Genomic DNA, 19,584 nt, shown 5'->3' with positions numbered 1-19,584 from the left:
GTTGCTTAAAAGACGAGCAATCATACTTTGCTTCGCCAAACAACACAACTAAAAGCTCAGAAGTTGTCTTTTCGCAGGCGTAATTCGGAAAAAACTGAATGAAGGTGTTTTGGTGGCGTATGGAAGCCTAATTTCTTTTGTAAATCAGTGTCATGGCAGCGTAAGAATAGGTTAATTTTACGCTCTAATTGTAGCAGGGTAGGGACGCTGGGTTGGCCTTTTACCCGTAACGCCTCGACTTGTTGCTGATATGTTTCAATCTGTCGATCTTCCGGCAAAATAGCCCGTGCAAACTTAAGATTTGAAAGCGTATATTCATGCGCGCAACAAATTAACGTGTTATCGGGAAGTTGCGCGAGCTGTTGAAATGAATCGTACATTTGCTCGGCGGTCCCTTCGAAAAGCCTGCCGCAGCCGGCAGAGAAAATAGTGTCTCCGCAAAACAGATAAGGAGCGCTATAGAAGGCCACATGACCCAATGTATGTCCGGGAACCGCGATGGTGGCGAATTTTCGTCCGTTAATTTCGATAGTGTCGCCGTCATGAACGATGTGGTTAGCGCCTTTGTCGGCGGTTTCCTGCGGGCCATAGACTTTCAGCCCGGGATAGCGCGCTGTAATTTGTGCAACGCCGCCAACGTGATCGTGGTGATGGTGGGTCAGCAGGATCGCATCAGGCGCCAGGTTCAGGCGATCCAGCGCTGCCAACACCGGCTGTGCCTCGCCGGGATCGACGATAGTGCAATGCCCCTGCTGGTTATCCAATAACCAAATGTAATTGTCCTGGAAGGCGGGAATACTGATAAGATTCATGTTGGACCTCTCGTTGGCAACGGCTTGAAAGAAGATAATAAATCATGAAACCAGCCCATACTCTACAAAAGCTCACCGGCCCACAGTCCTGGTCGGAGTTGCCGTGGGGGGAATACTATCGTGAGGCGCTCGAGCGACAGTTGCAACCCTGGTGGTCGAAGCTGTTTGGTTTCCACCTGCTAAAACTCGGTAATCTCAGTGCCTGTCTGGCAACCGACAAATGCGCCATTTCTCATCAGGTGAATGTGGGTCTGGAAGGGGATAACCTGCAGGTGATTGGCGATGCCTACCAGCTCCCTTTTGCCGCCAAATCGGTGGATGCCTGCCTGTTGGCGCATACGCTGTCTTATGCTGACGATCCGCACCGCATGCTGCGCGAGGTTGATCGCGTGTTGATCGACGACGGCTGGCTGGTGATCAGCACCTTCAATCCGTTCAGTCTACTGGGGTTAGGCAAGTTGGTTCCCGGGTTACGCCAACGTCAGCCTTACGTCAGCCGGATGTTTACCCAGATGCGCCTGTTGGACTGGCTGAGCCTGCTGAATTATGAAGTCCTGCATCAGTCGCGTTTTCACGTGTTGCCGTGGCAGCGTAAAGGCGGGAAGTTTTTATGCACCCACTTACCGGCGCTGGGGTGCATGAGCGTGATTGTGGCGCGTAAACGCACCCTGCCGCTGACGCCAACACCGATGAAGTTCGGTGCGAGAAAGCCTGCTCTCAGCCGCGCCGTCGGCGCGACCAAGAGTTATCGCAAACTGCCTTAACTTTCCGGTTTATAACCGACGTCATCCTGGGTTGGATTACCGGCAGCATCGCGCGCCAGCACGTCGCAGCGTTCGTTTTCCGGATGGCCGGCATGGCCCTTGACCCATTCCCATTTGATGGTGTGGCGCTGAATGGCCAAATCCAATCGCTGCCACAAATCGACATTCTTGACCGGTTTTTTGTCGGCCGTTTTCCAGCCGCGCTTTTTCCAGTTGTGGATCCAAGTGGTAATGCCCTGGCGCACATACTGGCTGTCGGTGCTCAGAACCACTTCGCAAGGGGTGGTCAGAGCTTCCAACGCGACAATCGCCGCCATCATCTCCATGCGGTTGTTGGTGGTCAGGCGGAAGCCCGCGCTGAAGGTTTTTTCAGTCTGCTTATAACGCAGTATTGCGCCATATCCACCGGGGCCCGGGTTGCCAAGGCAGGAGCCGTCGGTGAAAATTTCTACCTGTTTGAGCATCTCTGGTAGACTCTTCCTATCAGTTTTATAAAAGCCAAGTCTGACATAAACACGCGCTGCGAGCACTGCAATATGATCTCTACAACCACCAGACAGATTGTCCTCGATACCGAAACCACCGGTATGAACAAACTCGGGGTGCATTACGAAGGCCACCGCATCATTGAAATTGGTGCACTGGAAGTGATTAACCGCCGCCCGACCGGCCGTCACTACCACGTCTACATCAAGCCGGATCGGCTGGTGGACCCTGAGGCCTATGGGGTTCACGGCATCAGCGATGAGTTCCTGGCGGATAAACCGACCTTTGCCCAGATTGCCGATGAGTTTATCGACTTTATCCGCGGTGGCGAGTTAGTCATCCATAACGCGGCGTTCGACATCGGCTTTATGGATCACGAATTCCGCATGCTGCAGCAGGGCATCCCGAAAACCGATACTTTCTGTACCATCACCGACAGCCTGTTAATGGCGCGCCGCCTGTTCCCGGGCAAGCGCAACAACCTCGATGCCCTGTGCGGCCGCTACGAGATAGACAACAGCAAGCGTACGCTGCACGGCGCGTTGCTCGATGCCGAGATCCTGGCGGAAGTTTATCTGGCGATGACCGGTGGTCAGACGTCGATGGCCTTCCAGATGGAAGGCGATACGCAGAATAATAATTCAACGCAGGACATTCAGCGCATTGTGCGTCCGGCGACGACGATGAAAGTGGTCTACGCCAGCGATGAAGAAGTGGTGGCTCACGAGGCGCGTCTGGATTTGGTGGCGAAAAAGGGCGGCAGCTGCCTGTGGCGTACAGAAGTGGAATAACGCTGTATTCGGCGTAAAAATACCGGGCGGTCGGCTTTTAGGTCCGGTTAGCTGAAAAACTGTGCAAACGGTTCATTTGGTAAGAGAAAGGCATTGACGCCATAGTGGCTCAACCGTAATATGCGCCTCGTTCCTCTCGAAAGAGAAGAACGGCGCGGAGCGGTAGTTCAGTTGGTTAGAATACCTGCCTGTCACGCAGGGGGTCGCGGGTTCGAGCCCCGTCCGTTCCGCCAACATTCAGAAGCCCTGAGTTAGCAATAACTCAGGGCTTCGTTGTTTTTAATCTTTGCTTAATTCTGCCTTGGCAAAGGTCACTGCCTGATTGGCTGCCCATTCATGGCGGGCAATGATTCGATAACATCCCCCACCCAGTGCTGCACCGATAAACCAACTGAAGTTAGCCACCTGATGCAGGCCCGGCGTAAAGCTGATGGCCAGCCCGATCACCACGGCTGGTACCAGCGCCCAAATCGCATTCGGATTGAAGCCGTTCTTGTACCAGTAACGGCCGTTTGGCGTGGCGTTATACAGGTCGTCGACGTGCAGTTCGCCGCGCTTGATGATGTAAAAATCCACCAACAGAATGCCGAACAGCGGGCCGATAAAGGCGGCCAGTACGTCCAGCGTGTAATGAATCAGCTCGGGTGACTGGAACAGGTTCCACGGCGTCAGCAGGAATGAGCCGACGGCGGCGATCATTCCGCCAGTGCGGAAGCTGATCTTCTGTGGTGAGCAGTTGGAAAAATCAAACGCCGGCGACACAAAGTTGGCCACGATATTGATGCCGATGGTAGCGACAATCATGGTCAGCAAACCCAGGGCCACGGCGATATCGCTGTCGAGGCGGGTGACGGTTTCGATCGGATCGGTGATGAGCTGCCCAAACAGCGGCAGGGTGCCGGAAACGATCACCACGGTCACCAGCGAGAACAGCAGATAGTTGAAGGGCAGGCCCCAGCGGTTACCGCGCTGCACTTCGGCAAAGCTTTTACCATAGCGGGTAAAGTCACCGAAGTTAAGCAGCGGGCCGGAGAAGTAAGACACCACCAGCGCGGTGGCGGTCAGCATCAGCCAACCTTGTTCACCGGTGCTCAGGGTTTTGCTCGACAGTGTGAGGGACAGGTTGGAAAAACCGACGCGATAAACAATCCAGCCTGCCAGCGCGAACATCACCACATAAACGGCCGGTCCGGCGATATCGATAAAGCGCTTAATGGCCTGCATACCGTGCCAAAACACCATCGCCTGCAACAGCCACATGGTGATGTAACAGACCCAACCCAGTTGCGACAACCCGAGGAAATGCGGCTGGGTCATCGGCTCCAGCGACGGGAAGAATTTCAGCAGCGTCAGCATCAGTGCGTTGGAAGCCAGATAGGTTTGGATGCCGTACCAGGCGAAGGCGATCATGCCACGGATCACCGCCGGAATATTGGCACCGAACACGCCAAACGCCTGACGGCTTAAAACGGCGTAGGGCACGCCGCCGAGCTGGCTGGGTTTAGCCACCAGGTTGGCACAAAACTGCACGATGCAAATTCCCACCAGCAGACAAATCAAGACCTGCCAGCTCGACAACCCGAGGGCGAAGAAGCTGGCGGCCACCACATAGCCGCCCATGCTGTGTACATCCGACATCCAGAAAGAAAAGATGTTGTACCAACTCCAGTTCTGGTCACGCGTGGGGGCCAGGTCGTCGTTACACAGCTTGGGACTGTAGTTTTCATTAGGGTTTGGCATAAATCGTGCTCCTCTCAAGAACGTCACCCGGATGTTGTTATCTGTTTTTGGCAAAGATTGCTGAGAGGGCTTTTGCAGGATCCAGGCCAGACTGCTCATTTTTGTATACAAAAGATATTATTCTTGTATACGATTTGATTATCTAAGGGGACGGGGAGCAGCAAAATGATCGGTACAGCGATCGGCACCAACGCCGCGTGGCATGGGCAGCAGGCCAGTTATTTCATTGAAGATAAAGACGATCATATTTACAACTCACTGGTGAAGGCGATTGTTGAGCATCGGTTGCTGCCCGGCAGCAAATTGCCGGAAGAAGCGTTGGCGGAGACCTTTGGTGTCAGCCGCACCGGTATCCGGCGGGTGCTGCAGCGCCTTGCCGCAGTGCAATTGGTCACCCAACTGCCCAAACGTGGTGCACAGGTTGCTACGCCGGGGCAGGGCGAAGCGGCGAATGTTTTCCAGACGCGAAAAATGCTGGAGTGCGCCAACCTGCCGCAGGTGATTGCTTACTGCCGTGAAGAGCACCTGTTGGCGATGGAACAGATAGTGGCGCAGGAGCAGCAGGCCCACCGCGATCAGGACGGTGCGGCGGCGATCCGCCTGTCTGCCGCGTTTCACGTTCAACTGCAGGCGATCGCCGGTAATCAGGTGCTGACCGAGATGGTTTCACTGCTCACCCTGCGTTCATCGTTGGTGATAGCCGTTTACGGCTCTCCCTGGCAGCAGGGCTGTCGCTGCCACGATCACAGTGATTTGCTGATGTTGCTGCGCGACAAAGACAGCGCGGCGCTGGCGGATCATATGGCCCGTCATTTTGACGACATTGTGGCCAATCTGCGGTTTGACCAGGGTGCAAACGAAACGCCAGATTTCGCCCAAATCTTTGCCGAATCCGGCTCGCGGGAGTCGCTATGACCGCGGGCTGCATCATTCAAGTCATCAATCCGAACACCAGTCGGAGCATGACCGAAACCATTGCTGTGGCAGCCCGATCGGTGGCTGCACCAGGTACCGAGATCCTGGCGGTCTGCCCGCAGGAAGGGGTGCCATCAATAGAAGGGCATTTTGACGAAGCCATTGCTGCCATCGGCGTATTACAGCAGGTGAAGTTGGGACGTGAGGCGGGCGTCAGCGGTCATGTCATCGCCTGTTTTGGCGATCCGGGCCTGCTGGCGGCGCGGGAGTTGGCAAACCGGCCAGTGATTGGCATCGCCGAGGCGGCCATGCATATGGCGACGCTGGTGGCGACGCGTTTTTCCATTGTCACCACGCTGCCGCGTACGTTGGTTATTGCGCGGCATTTACTGCATCAATACGGCTTTGAGCGCCACTGCGCCGCACTGCATGCGATCGATCTGCCGGTATTGGCGCTGGAAGATGGCAGCGGTCTGGCGCAGCAAAAGGTGCGTGAACACTGTATTCAGGCAAAACAACAGGACGGCAGCGGGGCGATTGTGCTCGGGTGCGGCGGCATGGCCGATTTGGCGCGTGAGTTGACTCAGGAACTGGGGATCCCGGTGATCGACGGTGTCAGCGCCGCGGTAAAAATGATCGAGTCGTTGCATGCTCTCGGTCTGAACACCAGCAAGCACGGCGATCTGGCTTTTCCGCAGGCCAAACCCCTGTCCGGTATGTTTGGTGGTTTTAACCGGTAATCAGTAAAGGGAAGCAGCGATGAGTAACTACCAGTTCAACCAGGATTATCCCCGTGATTTGATTGGCTACGGTGGCCAGCCACCCCATGCACGTTGGCCGGGACAGGCGCGGATCGCGGTGCAGTTTGTCCTCAACTACGAGGAAGGGGCGGAGAATAGCGTGCTGCACGGCGACGCCGGTTCTGAACAGTTCCTCTCCGATATTATCGGCGCGGCCAGCTACCCTGAACGGCATATGTCGATGGAGTCCCTGTACGAATACGGTTCACGCGCCGGGTTCTGGCGTATCCATAATGAGTTTCAGCGCCGTGGCCTGCCGCTAACGGTGTTTGGCGTGGCGATGGCACTGGCGCGTAATCCGTTGGTGGTTGAGGAAATTAAAAACGCCAATTATGACGTGGTCAGCCACGGCTGGCGCTGGATCCACTACCAGCACATGGACGAGGCGACCGAACGCCAGCATATGCAACAGGCGATCGCGGTATTGCGCGATCTGTTCGGCAAGGCACCGCTCGGCTGGTATACCGGTCGCGACAGCCCGAACACCCGGCGGTTGGTGGTGGAGCAAGGTGGACTGTTGTACGACAGCGATTATTACGGTGATGACTTGCCGTTCTGGACCGAGGTGCAGTGTGCCAACGGTGAGACGAAGCCGCATTTGATCGTGCCCTATACGCTCGAGGCTAACGACATGCGCTTTGCTTCGCCGCAGGGGTTTAACACCGGTGAGCAGTTCTTTACCTATCTGAAGGACAGCTTTGACGTGCTGTATGCCGAAGGGGCGGAGTCGCCGAAGATGTTGTCTATCGGCATGCATTGCCGTTTACTCGGGCGTCCGGGCAAGTTCCGTGCGTTGCAGCGTTTCCTGGACTATATCGAGCAGCACGATCGGGTCTGGGTATGTCGCCGGCAGGATATCGCCGAGCACTGGGTCGCGCAGCACCCGTTCAAGAAATGAAGAAAGGGCCGAAGTGGCCCTTTCTTCATTCTGTTTGGGTGCGAAAATGCGCCCAGGCAGGGATCAGAACAGGACGGAGTAGTTCAGGCCAAAGGTACGGCCGCGGCCTTTATAGCTGTAAAGCTCTGGCGAGCCGTAAGTTGGGCTATAGAGGATCGGTGCGCGCTGGCCCCAGACGGTGGTGTATTCCTTGTCCAGCAGGTTTTCCACGCTGAAGCTGACTTTACCCACCGGCAGGGCGTAGCTGCCGAGGAAATCGATGGTGTTGTAGCCATCAATTTTGCGGCCCTGAGTGGAGCCGGCCTTGGTGTAGTCGCCGTCATCCGACACGTCGAAGCTCTGCTGTGACTGCAGGCGCAGGTTCCAGTCACCCGGAGCCCAGCCGACATAGGCGGTGACTTTCGACGGGCTGGCGGTGTCCACCAGCAACTTTTTCCACTCGCCGTTGACCTTGGTCTCGGAGCGAATGAAGTTGAAGTTGGTGCCCGCGCTCCAGTCACTGTCTTCGAAGAAGTAATCGACCGCGCCTTCTACCCCATAGATACGACGCTTATCCGAATTGACGTTAATGGTCATGTCGGTTTTGTTGATCGAAATACTCTTATCGGACAGAGAATAATAGCCGGCGATCTGCGTGCGCAGGTTGTCGCCGGTATAGCGCCAGCCGAGCTCATAGGAGTTAACCTTGATGCCTTCCAACTTGGAGTCGCCGACGTTGACGCTTTTGTTCAACTGATAGTGGCCGTTGTTCAGCGAATAAGTGCCGTTGCCATAATATTTGCCCGGATCCGGAATTTCGTAGCCCTGTGAGAAGTTGACCCAGGTCTGTTGACGTTCTGTCAGGTGCGCCAGCAGGCCGGCGTTGAACAGAGCGTTGTTGTAGTCGGTTTTTCCGCCTGGGATCGCATCCGCGGAGGTTGCACCGCCGGTAGCGATGGCCTGCTGTTGGTTATAGCCGACAAAGTCATCAATCTTGTTTTCGGTGTACTGATAACGCACGCCGCCGCTCAGGGTAAAGATTGGGTTGATGTCGTAACTGGCTTGCATAAAGGTGGCCAGGTTGCTGGTGGTATAACCCGGATAGCGGCCGGTGTTATAGGCATTTTCCAGCGTCATACCGCCGGATTGCTGCGCCTTCGCCAGATTGAAGAACTGCTGATTGGAGTTAAAGCTTTCATGCTCGGCGTCGATGCCGTAGGTCAGCGTCAGGGCGTCGATCGGTTTACTGTTCAGCGTCAGCTTGCCGCCGTAAAAATCGGTTTTCTGCTGTGAGGCACCTATGCTGCTGACATAGTAGTCCGGCGCTTTGCCCGCCAGCGTCGGGAACGGATAGAAGGTCAGCGACTCATCGCGATAATAAACCTGAGCGACCAGATCCTGCCCGAGGAAATCGGTGTTGGAGTATTGCAGGTTAATCAGGTGGCGTTCAGTGCCTGGAATACGATCCGAATTCAGGTCACCGCTGTTGTACGCCTTGGCGCTGCCGGTCACGGCTGCGAAATTTTCCCCCAGATACAGGCCGTGGTCACCATCGGACTGGCTTTTGTAATACTGGGTGGTCAGCTGCAACTGCTGGTGATCGTCAATATTAATGGTGCCGGTACCCATCACGTCGAGACGATCGGAATACTGCAGGCCGGTCTGGGTATTGTCGATCAGGACTTCATTGCCTTTGCCATCGTACCAGCCGCCGTAACGCTGGTAAGAGACCGACAAGCGGCCCGAGGCATTGTCGTTGCCACCGCTGACCGCCGCCGCCACGTTCTCATCGTGGTCGTTATGACCGCCAAAGCCGGTTTTGCCGCCAACCTGCAGCTCAACCTGTTGCTCTTTCTGGCCCTTTTTGGTGACGATGTTGATCAAACCGCCGGTGCTGCCGCCGCCGTACAGCGAGGTGGCACCGGAGATCACTTCAATGTGGTCGATGTTAAACGGGTCGATCGAGTCCAACTGGCGGCTGTCACTGCGTGAAGAGTTCAAACGCACGCCGTCGATCATCACCATCATCGAACGGCCGCGCAGGTTCATGCCGTAGTTGGTACGGCCCTGACCGCTGACGTCCATCCCTGGGATCAACTGCGCCAGCATGTCCTTGATCTCTTTGCCGCCCTGTACCTGTTGCTCAATTTCCTGGCTTTCAATCACCCAGGTGGTCTGCGCCATTTCTGCCACGGAACGGTGCGAGCGGCTGGCGGAAACCACCATTTGTTCTTCGCTTTTTTGTTCTTCTGCCCAGGCTGCTGCGGGTGCGATCATCGCCAGCAGACAAGGATTTAATACCCAGAGGTGTTTGCGCTTCATCATTATTTTCCAGTGGTTCCCATCATTGGTGTGTAGTTAAAACTCGGTGTAATTGAGCATGGCGTGATCGGCACGGGTTGGGGTGCCCGGTTGCCGACTGCGCCATTGGATCACCGCCGGGGTGGACGTTAAATCGAACTGGTCGTGTCCTAAAGCCCGGTTGAGAATACGAGCCGATCGCCAGGCCATCAGGCTGAGCTGGGGTTCGGCGATGCCGTGACTGTGCATGCCGGCGTTAACCGCAAACAGGCAGTTTTCCTTGGGGCCTTCCCATTCGAGGGTAAAGTCAGGGGCCACGCGATATTGGTCATCGGCCGTGGTCAACAGACGATCCGCCAGCGGCTCGAGGAAAGCCGGGCGATCCTGCTGATAGCCGGTAGCGAAGATCACCACGTCGGTATTGAAGGTTTCCTTACCCTGATCGAGATGGTGATGAGTCACCAACTGCCAGCCGTTGCCTGCGGCCTGAATCGCCGCCAGCGAGCGGCTTGGCAGCAAGTGCGCCCAGGGTTTTTCACGCAGCACTTCAAACTGGTGATACATCGCGCGGTAAATAGCCAGCAGCGAATCGCTGGTGATGCCGTCTGAGGTCATCTTCTGTTCGGTCAGCATGCGCTGCTTGGCGTTGTCGTTCAGGCCATAGAAGCTGTCAACATAGTCCGGCGTGAAGTACTCGTTGGCGAAGGCGGCTTCGTCCAACGCGTTATAGTTGTTGCGACGTGAGATCCAGTTCAACTGCGCCGGCAGGCCCCATTCGGCACGGAAGATGTTCAGGAACAGATCGGCACCGCTCTGGCCGCCGCCGACGATAGTGACGCGCTTGCCGGTCAGGTCCGGGTTGCGCAGCGTCATCTCACTGGCGTGGAAGCAGCGGTCGTTCTGTTCGGTGACGCAGTCCGGCAGCTTGATGCGTTTGCCGATACCCAGACAGACGTGGCGCGCCCGGTAGGTGGCTCGCGGGGTGGTGACGACAAATTGGCGCTGCTGGTCGTCAAAATCCACGCTTTGGATCTCCTGGCTGAACTCGAGCGACTTCAGGCCATTGGCGGCCCAGTCGAGGTAGTCGGCGAACTCTTCACGCGATACCGTGCGCAGCTCGGTGGTCAGGAAACGGTAAAATTTCTTTCGTTTCACCAGATAGTTAATAAAGCTGTAGGGGTTGGTCGGCGATACCGCGCTGACCAGATCTTTCAGGAAACTGGTCTGCATATGGCAGTCCGGCACCATCATGCCGGGGTGCCAGGAAAAGTGCGGTTTGCGCTCGAGAAACTTCGCGTTAAAACCGGCAACTTCACTGCCGAGTGCGGCAATACTGAGGTTGAACGGGCCTACGCCAATGCCGATGAAATCCAGGGGCTGATTCATTGGGCAAACTCCTTGGTGACCAAATAAAGAGGGTTATCCAGATCCTGCAGATAGTTTGGCAACATGCGACTGCCGCCATCCTGCTCCGAGTAGGTGAGTTTCACCGGGTTGAGCACGACGCGAATGATTTGTGGTTTAAACAAATCAAACAGGGCAAAACGTTCAGCCATCTCCGGGTGCTGTGCCATATAGCTTTCCAGCACCTGCGCCAGCAGTTGATAGAAACGGGGTTCACTGACTCCGCAGGCCTGCATCAACGGTGAGATAAAACGCAGCACGGTGACGAAATGCCCGGTTTGCAAATCATGGATCAGATAGTCGGCGGACAGCCGTACGGTGACGTCTTTCACCACTTTCGGCAGCGAAGCCGCTTCGGGGAAGTCCTGATCCACCAGGCGCATATCCCCCTGGAAGTCTTTCAACAGCACGCGCTGCGGCACTTGGTCTTTCATCACCAACGTGATGTTCTGCCCGTGGGCGATCAGCGCCACGCCGTAGCGACACATCAGGTGGTACATCGGCAGCACCACCACGCGGAACATCTGTTGCAGCCAGGCTTCGGCGTCGAGATCGGAATTGGCAATATAGGCGGCGATCAACGGTTGGCCGAGGTTGTCGGTTTCCATCAACGTCGCCATCAAAATGGCCTGTTCGCCTTCCTGCAGATAACAAGAAGGGTTTTCTCGCCAGATCACCCCCAGCATTTCCTGATAGCGGTAGGGCGCCTTGGTCAGCGAAGCGTAGGTTGGGTGGGTCATGTAACCTGCCGCCGGTTCGCCAAGGATCTCGGCCCCGCTGTTACGCAGCGTGCTGTCTTCGGCAAAAATTTGTTGTAGCCAGCGGGAAGCAGCTGGCCCGGCGCTGATGTACTTGCCCGGGATACCGCGATAGCACGAGGTGTTGTAAATGGTCAGCGGCAGCTTGATGTCGAATGCGGAACGGCGGCTGATGTTGGTCAGGGTGCGCAACGATTGCTGTGCCAGATAGCTGTCGCCGAACTCACCCAGCTCCACCAGTTCCCCTTCGGCCAGTTGCGGCAAGAAGTGCAGGGCGATTTTTTGCTGCCACTGCCACGGGTGCAGCGGCACCGGGATCCAGTCTTGTGTCAGTTTCAGCTCGCGCCAGCGGCGGTCAAAGCGCTGACGTTCGGCGCTATCCATGGCGCTATCCAGCAGGTTGGCCAGCGGATAGGCTTCATCAGCACACCAGACGAAGCTGCCGCGTTTGGCTGCCACCCAGTGCAGCCGGAACTGGCCCTGGTATTCCGGTGCATATTGCTGCAGCGCGGTCAGCCCCCAACCGCGACGGCCTTTGTTAAAGATAAACTTGGGATGTCCTGCCAGCAGACATTGCAGCGCATCGGCGTCCAGCGCGATCAAATCCTGCGCGCTCATGCCGTGGCGGGCAGACAGCAACTGCATATCACCGCGCAGCGTGGCGTACAGGTCTTCCAGGTGTTCGGCGACCTGCGCATCGTCCATCTTCAACACCTGTGCCAGATGGCGCAGCGTTTGGTCGGCGGCTAACGGCGATTGATCGCAGGCCAGCGTAGTCGGATCGATGTGCAGCCAGCCCCAGATACCGCGTTCGGCGCTGAAGTGGTAGTGGGCATCACCCAGTGCAATGCGCCATTGCCCATCCTGTTGTTCGGCCTGCAGCGTGCGTTCGTATTCCAGTTCGGCCAGGATTTTGGCGATCATCTGGCGGTTAACGCGCTGCCAGTCGGCGTAATCAGGGGTCATCATACGCAAGCCTCCCGGAAGAACTCATCACGCTGATTCATAATCAAACGCGAACGTTTATGCGGGAAATCAAACTCTTTAAGGGTGTAATAGCCAGCGGCGGGCAGGTGACGGAACAGCCGCTGGTTGTCAGCACGCGGCTCGGCGACCACTCGCGTGGTGCGTGGCTCATCCAGATATAAGTAATGCGTCAGGCCGCGTAGCCAACTGCGGATGTACTGCGCGCCGCGGCAGTCTTCCTCACCGACCAGCATATGCAGCCCGCGATCGAACGGCTGCCAACGGTAGTGACGGCCAATGCGATCTTCGGGGGCCCAATAGACTTCGAAATAACCGAACGGGCGATCGTCAAAGCAACCCAGCAGCGGGTAGCAGTAGCTGGAATCCAGTTGCCGTTGCAGGTAGGCGGCCTGGGTTTCGAGCGGGCCGCTCATTTCCCAGAAGGCATCGACGCGCGGCGAGTTCATCCAGCGGGTGAATTGTTCGGCATCGTGTTCCACTTCCGGCAGGCGGAAGCTCAGGGTCTTCTTCAATTGCGGATCGTAACGGCGATAGACCTCACCGCTGGGCCGTACCGGACGCTGTGGAAACCACAGGCTGCGTTCAGCGTCATACTGCATCTGGCCAGAGGCACGGTTGCGTTCACCGCTGAGCCACAGCGGTAATTGATAAAAGGTTTCGCGCGCCAGATAGTCACCGCTGGCCAAAGCGAACAGTGCCTGCGCCTGCGGTTCTTCACGCCATTGCGCATAGGGCAAGGTGACACCGCTGAGCTGCGGTGCCGCTACCAATAACTGGTCCAGCGCCGCTACCAGCCAGCCCTGCGGCAACGAGCCCGGATAGTGCAGCACGGCGCTGCCATCGAGACCGAAACCCAATTGCAACTCCTGTTCCAGGCGTTCACAGCGAAAACCGCTGCCGGCATGCATCAGTTTGGCGTGTGGCATCATTGAATAGCCTCCTGGCGCAGCGGGTTAACGAAGTCGAAGTAAATCACCGCCGGATCGACGATGGTGTTTTCGTTATGGTCGTGCAGATAACAGAAGAAGTTTCCTTTGCAATTCCAGTGGCTGCTGTCGAGCACATAGTCCAGGCACAGGGTATTTTTGGCGCTGGCGCGCAGGCCGCTCAGTGCGTCGCGAACCCGGGCCATCAACTGTTCTTCACTGTCGAAACCGGCCGCGGCCAGTGCGGCGGTTACCGCCAGGCTGGAGTTCACCAGCAGGTAGTAAGGGAAGTAGCGCAGCAGTTGCTGTTCGCTGAAGCGGTTTTCCGCATCGGCTTCGCCAATCTCTTCCAGCCAGGGGCCGGCATCACGGGTAAAGCCGCTGCCCTGGCAGTCGCGGTACAGCATGCCGATCGGCAAATCCTGCTGCATCTCAACCAAAATGTTTTGCTGGTGAGCCAGCAACACCAGGCCGTAATCGGCTTCGGTGCTGAACAGCGGCAGCAGGACCTGTTGGCAGTAAGCGTCCAGCCAGGTATGGGCGGCCTGTTGCAATGGCAGATTCAGACGGCTGGCCAAACGGCGTACCGCTGCAGCCAGCAGGCTGTCACCGCCATCCGGCGCGGCCTGGGTCAGCGTCACCAACACGTTGGTCTGACTTTGCGGCTGATCGAACAACAGGTTATCGCGCAGTGCCATCAGGCTTTCTTCCTGGATGCTGCCGTCCGCCGAACGCAGACCGGCCCAGCCGTCTTCCTGCATTACGCGAAAGGTCGGATAGCGCGCCTGCAACTGCTGCCAGCGTGACGTTTGTGCCAGGCGTGCCAGGCGGATGCCGCGCTTCACTTCTTTTACTGACAGGGTGCGTACTGAGTTGGTCAGACGCACGCTGAGGGAAAACTTGATCATGTCGCGGTTGCTGGCGCTGTACAGCGAGCGCGAAGAGCTGGTTGGCAGCCAGCGTTCGCCGGCTTCGCCCAGATCGTGCAGCAGCCCCTGGGCCACCAGATCCTGACACCAGCTCTGGGTCAGCAAATGGTCGGCCTGCCAGGGATGCATCGGCAGCAGCCAGACGTCATCGCTAAAATGGGCCAGCAGTTGCGGGGCGCTTTCGGCGGCAAAACGTTGCAAGCGTTGCTGCAGCGTCAGGTTCAGGCTGTCACCGCACAGTTGGCGTTTATCCACGGCGAACCAACGCAGCGGGAAGCTGGCGCCAAAGTCCGGCAGATAACGGCGTGCCTGCTGTTGGTTGAACGGCTCATGAGACTTCGGTGCCGGGTGGAAGGCGTGACCGACCAGCAGGCCCTGTTCCGCCTGGGCGAAGTTCAGCGGCTTGTCGCGCAGCGCAGGCCAGTCCAGACGGATATCGATCGCCTGTTGGGTATTACCATGACTCTCCAGCACACGCTGACGAAAACGAGCGACCACGTCATCCGACAGTTCGCCTTTCACCGCCGGTTTTTCCAACATCAAGGAGATAAGCTGTTCCACGCTCAGCGCAACGCCGGCCCCGTCATCCTGCTGATGCAGGTAGGCGGGGAATAGATATTGGTGATGCTGAGTGGGGGAGGTATGGCGTAAAGAGATGCGAATAGCCTGAGAAGGCGAAAGTGGAATGTGGAGCTGCGGATGCTGTTGGTCGTTGGCTGGCGGAATGATTTGCCAGTCCCGGGTTTCACGCACCAATGCGTTGAGAAAACATTGTGCAGCCACGTCGGTCGTCGCGGTTTCAAACTGGATTGTCATGATCCCATTTCACTATTGAATCAATTGAGAATGATTCTTATATCAATAATATTTATTGTTATCAATCGTCCTATGATACAATTTTTTAATGAATTAAACATAACCTTATAATATTATTAACGGTAAATTTACGTTTGATGCATATTTCTTCTCCCCCAAAATCACCGACAATTGGGAATACGTCTCCTTCCAACTGGCCGCTGGCACTTTGCGCCGGGTTGTTGGGCATCGGGCAAAACGGCCTGCTGGTGGCGTTACCGGTGTTGGTCAGCATGACTCATCTGTCGCTTTCCGTCTGGGCCGGGCTATTAACGCTCGGCTCAATGCTGTTTCTGGTTGGCTCTCCGTGGTGGGGCAGGCAGTCTGAAATTCGTGGCTGCAAGTTTGTAGTAACCCTGGCTTTAACAGGGTATTTGTTCAGCTTTGCTTTACTGGCATTGGCGGTTTGGGGGCTGGCGGCCGGCTGGCTTTCGCCAATGCTGGGACTGGGCGGCCTGATCGTGGCGCGGATTATCTATGGTTTGACGGTTTCCGGCATGGTGCCAGCCAGCCAGACCTGGGCTTTGCAGCGTGCCGGTTACGAACAACGGATGTCGGCGCTGGCGACCATCAGCTCCGGGTTGAGCTGCGGGCGGCTGCTTGGCCCGCTGTGTGCGGCATTGGCGTTATCTATTCATCCGATGGCACCGCTGTGGCTGATGGCGATTGCGCCTTTAATCGCCTTGTTGGTGATATGCCGCCAACAAAACGATCCGCCTTTGCCACCAGTGGCCCATCAGCAGAATCGGCTGCGTCTGAATATGGTGCCTTACCTGTTGTGCGCGGTGCTGTTGGCGGCTTCGGTCAGCCTGATGCAACTGGGATTGGCACCGCATTTGACCCGTATGTTCAGCCACTCGGCCACTGGCGTCAGCCATCATGTGGCGGTGTTGCTGAGTGTGGCGGCGGCCTGTACGTTGTTGGCACAGTTCCTGGTGGTGCGGCCACAGCGCTTTAGCGCGCCACAACTGCTGCTGATTGCGGCGGTGTTGATGGTCGTCGGCCTGGGCCTAATGTGCGCTCAGCCGCTGGCCTTGTTCTATGCCGGTTGTGCGCTGGCCTCCTTTGGCGCGGCCATGGCGACACCGGGCTATCAACTGATGTTGAACGATAAATTATCCACCGGCAAAGGATCGGGAGCTATCGCCACCAGCCACACGCTGGGTTACGGCCTGAGTGCGCTGATGGTGCCGGTGGTGGCCAGGTTTTATGGTGAGTCGCAGCTGATCGCGGCGGCTCTGATGATGGCGGTTCTGCTGGGCGGTATCAGCGGCTGGTTATGGTGCCAGCACCGTATCCAGGTAAATTCTGCGGGAGAGTAACTGTTATGTCCGGCGCATCAAGCTACAGAATTTTTGATATCACACTGAAAGTAAAAGAAAACGTATCACCCTCCTTGCTGCGCTGTGTATTCGAAGGACCGGACGTTCATCGCATGAAGTTAGAGGCGCCGGATCAGCGTATCAAACTTTTGTTCCCGGCCGAGAATCGCCAGCAGCCACCGTTGGAAAATAGCGACGACTGGTATCGCCACTATATGGCGATCCCGAAAGAACAACGCCCGGTGATGCGAACTTATACGCTGCGTGCGTTGCGCACGGAACACAATCAGATGGACGTCGAGTTTGTGCTGCATGGCGTCAACGGCCCGGCTTCCGCCTGGGCGATCCAGGCCAAACCGGGAGATACCCTCCAGGTAGTGGCACCCAATGCCGATTTTGACGGTGACAGCGGCGGTTATGAATGGGCACCGCCGAGTGTGCTGCAACAGGCCCTGCTGATCGCCGATGAAACGGCGGTACCGGCAGCTGTGGGTATTTTGGAACAGCTGGCGCAGCGGCCCAATCCACCGCAAGTGCAGGCGTTCTTTGAAGTACCGGTAGCGGGGGATTGCCTGAATATGGATCGCTTCCCGTTTGCCGAGGTGTATTGGTTACCGCGTGACGTGGGGCATCAGCAGATGCACGGCACCTTGCTGGTGGAATCGGTACGCCAGCGGGTGAATATTCCAGAGTCGGCGCGTACGCAGTCACAGTCGCTGACCGAAAACAGCCTGGGTGGCGACCTGCTGTGGGAACGGGCCGAAGGGGCGAAAAGCTTCTACGCTTGGGTCGCGGCGGAGTCTTCAGCGGTGAAGGCGTTGCGCCGTTACCTGATTGGCGAACGCGATTTGGACCGCTCCACCGTGAATTTTATGGCCTATTGGTGTTGAGTTAAAGGGCGCGAGGCTCGCGCCCTAAGCCTTATCCCATCAAACTCACATGCGCAGCCACAATGCGCCAGCCGCAGGGCAGTTTGACCCAGGTTTGCATCTGACGGCCGACACTGTCGCTGCCGGGGCGACGGAATTCGGTACTGGCCACCGCCATATCATCGCCGTAGGTGGTGATGATGGTGTTCTCCAGCAGACGATCCAGCCCTTTCGAGGGGCGTTGCTGGCGGAAGTCGCGGATCTGTTCGATACCGTACAAATTCTCCGTCGCACCATAACGGACGGTGCGCCCATCGTGCCAAAACAGCTCGTCCAATACCTCAATATCATTACCAGTCAACGCCTGTTCGTAACGATAAAAGGCGGCGTTCACTTCTGCCAGCACTGCCGGCCGATCGATATATTCACTCTTCATTAGTTAATCCTGTTTCCCTGGTAAAACACAGGTAGCTACGCCGCGTTGTTCCAGTGCATAGGCGGCTCGCAGTGCCAGATCTTCACGCCATGGCGGTGCGATAAGCTGCAGCCCGATCGGTAGCCCCGCCGCGGTTTTCAGCGGCACCGTCACCACCGGCAGACCGAGGAAGGAGATCGGCTGTGTCAACATGCCCATGCTGGCGCGGATCGGCAGGTCGGTGCCGTTGATACGCATGGTTTCTTGACCAATCTCCGTCGCGCCGCACGGCGTGGCCGGGGCGATAAGAATGTCCCAGTGTTCAAACAGTGGTAATACCTGCTGCTGGAAATGAGAGCGGAAACGTTGCGCCTGCAGATACCAGGCGGCGGGCAGCATGGCACCGGCCAGCAGCCGCTCGCGCGACAGCGGTTCAAAGCGCTCAGGCTGGCTGCGCAACTGCGGTAGATACTGGTTCCCCCCCTCGGCGGCGGTGAGAATAAACGCCGCCGAGCGTGCCAGTTCGGCCTGCGGCAGTTCGACTTCGGCGATGGCCTCCAGCGCCTGAGCGACCTGTTGCACTGCCGCTTTGGCGTCGTCATTGCACCACTGCTGGAAATAACCGGCCAGTACCGCACAACGCAGCCCCTGTTGACCACGCGGCAGCAGCGATTCGGTTTGGGTGATCGGTTTTTCCGCCTGGAAGCGGTCTTCGACGTCGGTACCCTGCATCACGTCATATACCGCTGCCAGGTCGCGAACCCGACGGGCAAAGGGACCGACATGATCCAGACTGGCGACAAATGGCTGGCTGCCACTGCGCGAAAGGCGGCCAAAGGTCGGTTTCAGGCCAAAGATGCCGCACAGCGAGGCGGGCACGCGTATCGAGCCGTTGGTATCGCTGCCGAGCGAAAATGTCACCAGTCCGGCGGTGACCGCAGCCGCTGATCCGCCAGAGGATCCACCGGCAATACGTGTGGTGTCGTGTGGGTTGCGCGTTGCACCGTAGTGGCTGTTTTCGGTAGTGAAACCGTAGGCATAGGCGTCCATATTCAGCATGCCGGAGAGCAGCGCGCCTTGCGCCGCCAATGTGTTTACCACCCAGGCATCTTGTTTGGCAGGGGGGTTATCGCTGAACAGGCTGGCACCGGCCAGGGTGGTTTCCCCGGTGACGTCGAACAGGTTTTTCACCGCGTAAGGAATGGCTGCCAGGCTGGGTAGCGCTTGCCCCTGGGCACGGCTGCGATCGAGAAGATCAGCCTCACTCAACATACGTTCGCGGGTGACGTGGGTATAGGCGTTCAACGAAGGGTTTTGGGTGTCGATATTGTCCAGCGTTTGCTGGGCGATCTCGCGGGCGGAAATCGCGCCTTGTTTCAGGGCGGCGCGGATCTCGGCGATCGACAGTGCGCTGAGTGGATTCATGCTCGATATACCCCGGCAATCTCCAGACGCTGATCGAGCGGCAGGGCCATCAGCGGTTCCGCCATCGCAGCGATGCGGTTGAATTGGATCAGCAGTTCCTGACGGCGCACGTCATTCAGCTCCAGGGCCAGCACGGCTTCCATCTGGCTGATATAGGTCGCCCAGTCGGTGGCAGGTGGGTGGTTCATCGGTGTCCCCTTTTTGATAG

General features: G+C 57.2%; 18 protein-coding genes and 1 tRNA gene. 8 read left to right on the top strand and 11 right to left on the bottom strand.

Annotated features, from left to right (window positions below):
* Positions 1-56: 56 nt before the first annotated feature.
* On the bottom strand, positions 57-812 hold the full coding sequence (gloB, locus tag F8R23_RS13335; protein WP_129936084.1) for a hydroxyacylglutathione hydrolase: 756 nt from the start codon (positions 810-812) through the stop codon (positions 57-59).
* Positions 813-856: 44 nt separating this feature from the next.
* Here gloB and F8R23_RS13330 point away from each other — a divergent pair, with 44 nt between their 5' ends.
* Complete coding sequence (locus F8R23_RS13330; RefSeq protein WP_129936083.1) at positions 857-1,576, top strand: class I SAM-dependent methyltransferase; 720 nt, start codon at positions 857-859, stop codon at positions 1,574-1,576.
* Here F8R23_RS13330 and rnhA read toward each other — a convergent pair.
* Positions 1,573-2,040: a ribonuclease HI gene (gene rnhA, locus F8R23_RS13325; RefSeq protein ID WP_099064963.1), complete on the bottom strand. Its 468-nt coding sequence runs from the start codon at positions 2,038-2,040 to the stop codon at positions 1,573-1,575. The two genes, F8R23_RS13330 and rnhA, sit on opposite strands and share 4 nt — an antisense overlap.
* Positions 2,041-2,112: 72 nt before the next feature.
* Between rnhA and dnaQ the strand changes: the two genes are divergently transcribed.
* Positions 2,113-2,853, top strand: a complete 741-nt coding sequence (gene dnaQ, locus F8R23_RS13320; RefSeq protein ID WP_099064962.1) for a DNA polymerase III subunit epsilon — start codon at positions 2,113-2,115, stop codon at positions 2,851-2,853.
* A 156-nt stretch (positions 2,854-3,009) separates the two neighbouring features.
* Positions 3,010-3,086, top strand: a tRNA-Asp gene (locus F8R23_RS13315).
* A 46-nt stretch (positions 3,087-3,132) separates the two neighbouring features.
* On the opposite strand, the gene F8R23_RS13310 is transcribed toward F8R23_RS13315, so the two are convergent.
* Positions 3,133-4,593: an NCS1 family nucleobase:cation symporter-1 gene (locus tag F8R23_RS13310; RefSeq protein ID WP_129939069.1), complete on the bottom strand. Its 1,461-nt coding sequence runs from the start codon at positions 4,591-4,593 to the stop codon at positions 3,133-3,135.
* Positions 4,594-4,758: 165 nt separating this feature from the next.
* On the opposite strand from F8R23_RS13310, the gene F8R23_RS13305 reads away from it, so the two are divergent.
* The 3 genes from F8R23_RS13305 to puuE are packed head-to-tail and all read left to right on the top strand — an operon-like array spanning position 4,759 to position 7,206.
* A complete protein-coding gene (locus tag F8R23_RS13305; protein ID WP_112347825.1) occupies positions 4,759-5,508 on the top strand; it encodes a GntR family transcriptional regulator in 750 nt (249 codons plus the stop codon).
* Positions 5,505-6,248 (top strand): allantoin racemase, encoded by a 744-nt coding sequence (gene hpxA, locus F8R23_RS13300; RefSeq protein WP_112347824.1) that lies wholly within the window; start codon positions 5,505-5,507, stop codon positions 6,246-6,248. Before F8R23_RS13305 ends, hpxA begins: the two co-directional genes overlap by 4 nt.
* A 19-nt stretch (positions 6,249-6,267) precedes the next feature.
* Positions 6,268-7,206, top strand: coding sequence for an allantoinase PuuE (gene puuE / locus F8R23_RS13295; RefSeq protein ID WP_129936081.1), 939 nt, complete (start codon positions 6,268-6,270; stop codon positions 7,204-7,206).
* 63 nt (positions 7,207-7,269) lie between these two features.
* Here the strand turns inward: puuE and F8R23_RS13290 are convergent, their stop codons facing one another.
* Genes F8R23_RS13290 through F8R23_RS13270 form a run of 5 tightly spaced genes read right to left on the bottom strand, consistent with a single transcriptional unit; the run spans position 7,270 to position 15,306 of the window.
* The gene (locus F8R23_RS13290; protein ID WP_099064955.1) at positions 7,270-9,507 is read right to left on the bottom strand and encodes a TonB-dependent siderophore receptor; all 2,238 of its coding nucleotides are present in this window, start codon (positions 9,505-9,507) and stop codon (positions 7,270-7,272) included.
* A gap of 36 nt (positions 9,508-9,543) precedes the next feature.
* Positions 9,544-10,872: a lysine N(6)-hydroxylase/L-ornithine N(5)-oxygenase family protein gene (locus F8R23_RS13285; RefSeq protein ID WP_129936080.1), complete on the bottom strand. Its 1,329-nt coding sequence runs from the start codon at positions 10,870-10,872 to the stop codon at positions 9,544-9,546.
* Positions 10,869-12,617, bottom strand: a complete 1,749-nt coding sequence (gene iucC, locus F8R23_RS13280) for an IucA/IucC family protein (RefSeq protein WP_129936079.1) — start codon at positions 12,615-12,617, stop codon at positions 10,869-10,871. Before iucC ends, F8R23_RS13285 begins: the two co-directional genes overlap by 4 nt.
* Positions 12,614-13,564, bottom strand: coding sequence for a GNAT family N-acetyltransferase (locus F8R23_RS13275; protein WP_129936078.1), 951 nt, complete (start codon positions 13,562-13,564; stop codon positions 12,614-12,616). The genes iucC and F8R23_RS13275 overlap by 4 nt, the downstream gene beginning before the upstream one ends.
* Positions 13,561-15,306: an IucA/IucC family protein gene (locus F8R23_RS13270; protein ID WP_129939068.1), complete on the bottom strand. Its 1,746-nt coding sequence runs from the start codon at positions 15,304-15,306 to the stop codon at positions 13,561-13,563. Before F8R23_RS13270 ends, F8R23_RS13275 begins: the two co-directional genes overlap by 4 nt.
* A 137-nt stretch (positions 15,307-15,443) precedes the next feature.
* Here F8R23_RS13270 and F8R23_RS13265 point away from each other — a divergent pair, with 137 nt between their 5' ends.
* A complete protein-coding gene (locus tag F8R23_RS13265; RefSeq protein ID WP_151415708.1) occupies positions 15,444-16,667 on the top strand; it encodes an MFS transporter in 1,224 nt (407 codons plus the stop codon).
* A gap of 5 nt (positions 16,668-16,672) precedes the next feature.
* Entirely contained in the window at positions 16,673-17,557 is an 885-nt protein-coding gene (locus F8R23_RS13260; protein WP_129939066.1) for a siderophore-interacting protein, read from the top strand.
* A 31-nt stretch (positions 17,558-17,588) separates the two neighbouring features.
* Here F8R23_RS13260 and hpxZ read toward each other — a convergent pair whose 3' ends face one another.
* From hpxZ to hpxX, 3 genes are read right to left on the bottom strand one after another with little or no spacing between them, the layout of a single operon-like run.
* Positions 17,589-17,972 carry an oxalurate catabolism protein HpxZ gene (hpxZ, locus tag F8R23_RS13255; RefSeq protein ID WP_129936075.1) on the bottom strand — a complete coding sequence of 128 codons (384 nt, stop codon included), beginning with the start codon at positions 17,970-17,972 and terminating at the stop codon, positions 17,589-17,591.
* A 3-nt stretch (positions 17,973-17,975) separates the two neighbouring features.
* Positions 17,976-19,376 (bottom strand): AtzE family amidohydrolase, encoded by a 1,401-nt coding sequence (locus F8R23_RS13250; RefSeq protein ID WP_151415707.1) that lies wholly within the window; start codon positions 19,374-19,376, stop codon positions 17,976-17,978.
* Positions 19,373-19,564: an oxalurate catabolism protein HpxX gene (gene hpxX, locus F8R23_RS13245; RefSeq protein ID WP_099064945.1), complete on the bottom strand. Its 192-nt coding sequence runs from the start codon at positions 19,562-19,564 to the stop codon at positions 19,373-19,375. The genes F8R23_RS13250 and hpxX overlap by 4 nt, the downstream gene beginning before the upstream one ends.
* Positions 19,565-19,584 lie beyond the last annotated feature (20 nt).

This window comes from Serratia proteamaculans (assembly GCF_008830365.1).
In the GTDB taxonomy this organism is placed as follows: domain Bacteria; phylum Pseudomonadota; class Gammaproteobacteria; order Enterobacterales; family Enterobacteriaceae; genus Serratia; species Serratia proteamaculans.
Note: the sequence above shows the minus strand (reverse complement) of the source record. Positions and strands in the feature narration are given on the sequence as shown.

Bases quoted from the DNA above. Each gene is read 5' to 3' on its own strand.
- gloB (WP_129936084.1), bottom strand. From the start codon at position 812: ATGAATCTTATCAGTATTCCCGCCTTCCAGGACAATTACATTTGGTTA.
- F8R23_RS13330 (WP_129936083.1), top strand. From the start codon at position 857: ATGAAACCAGCCCATACTCTACAAAAGCTCACCGGCCCACAGTCCTGG.
- rnhA (WP_099064963.1), bottom strand. From the start codon at position 2,040: ATGCTCAAACAGGTAGAAATTTTCACCGACGGCTCCTGCCTTGGCAAC.
- dnaQ (WP_099064962.1), top strand. From the start codon at position 2,113: ATGATCTCTACAACCACCAGACAGATTGTCCTCGATACCGAAACCACC.
- F8R23_RS13310 (WP_129939069.1), bottom strand. From the start codon at position 4,593: ATGCCAAACCCTAATGAAAACTACAGTCCCAAGCTGTGTAACGACGAC.
- F8R23_RS13305 (WP_112347825.1), top strand. From the start codon at position 4,759: ATGATCGGTACAGCGATCGGCACCAACGCCGCGTGGCATGGGCAGCAG.
- hpxA (WP_112347824.1), top strand. From the start codon at position 5,505: ATGACCGCGGGCTGCATCATTCAAGTCATCAATCCGAACACCAGTCGG.
- puuE (WP_129936081.1), top strand. From the start codon at position 6,268: ATGAGTAACTACCAGTTCAACCAGGATTATCCCCGTGATTTGATTGGC.
- F8R23_RS13290 (WP_099064955.1), bottom strand. From the start codon at position 9,507: ATGAAGCGCAAACACCTCTGGGTATTAAATCCTTGTCTGCTGGCGATG.
- F8R23_RS13285 (WP_129936080.1), bottom strand. From the start codon at position 10,872: ATGAATCAGCCCCTGGATTTCATCGGCATTGGCGTAGGCCCGTTCAAC.
- iucC (WP_129936079.1), bottom strand. From the start codon at position 12,617: ATGATGACCCCTGATTACGCCGACTGGCAGCGCGTTAACCGCCAGATG.
- F8R23_RS13275 (WP_129936078.1), bottom strand. From the start codon at position 13,564: ATGATGCCACACGCCAAACTGATGCATGCCGGCAGCGGTTTTCGCTGT.
- F8R23_RS13270 (WP_129939068.1), bottom strand. From the start codon at position 15,306: ATGACAATCCAGTTTGAAACCGCGACGACCGACGTGGCTGCACAATGT.
- F8R23_RS13265 (WP_151415708.1), top strand. From the start codon at position 15,444: ATGCATATTTCTTCTCCCCCAAAATCACCGACAATTGGGAATACGTCT.
- F8R23_RS13260 (WP_129939066.1), top strand. From the start codon at position 16,673: ATGTCCGGCGCATCAAGCTACAGAATTTTTGATATCACACTGAAAGTA.
- hpxZ (WP_129936075.1), bottom strand. From the start codon at position 17,972: ATGAAGAGTGAATATATCGATCGGCCGGCAGTGCTGGCAGAAGTGAAC.
- F8R23_RS13250 (WP_151415707.1), bottom strand. From the start codon at position 19,376: ATGAATCCACTCAGCGCACTGTCGATCGCCGAGATCCGCGCCGCCCTG.
- hpxX (WP_099064945.1), bottom strand. From the start codon at position 19,564: ATGAACCACCCACCTGCCACCGACTGGGCGACCTATATCAGCCAGATG.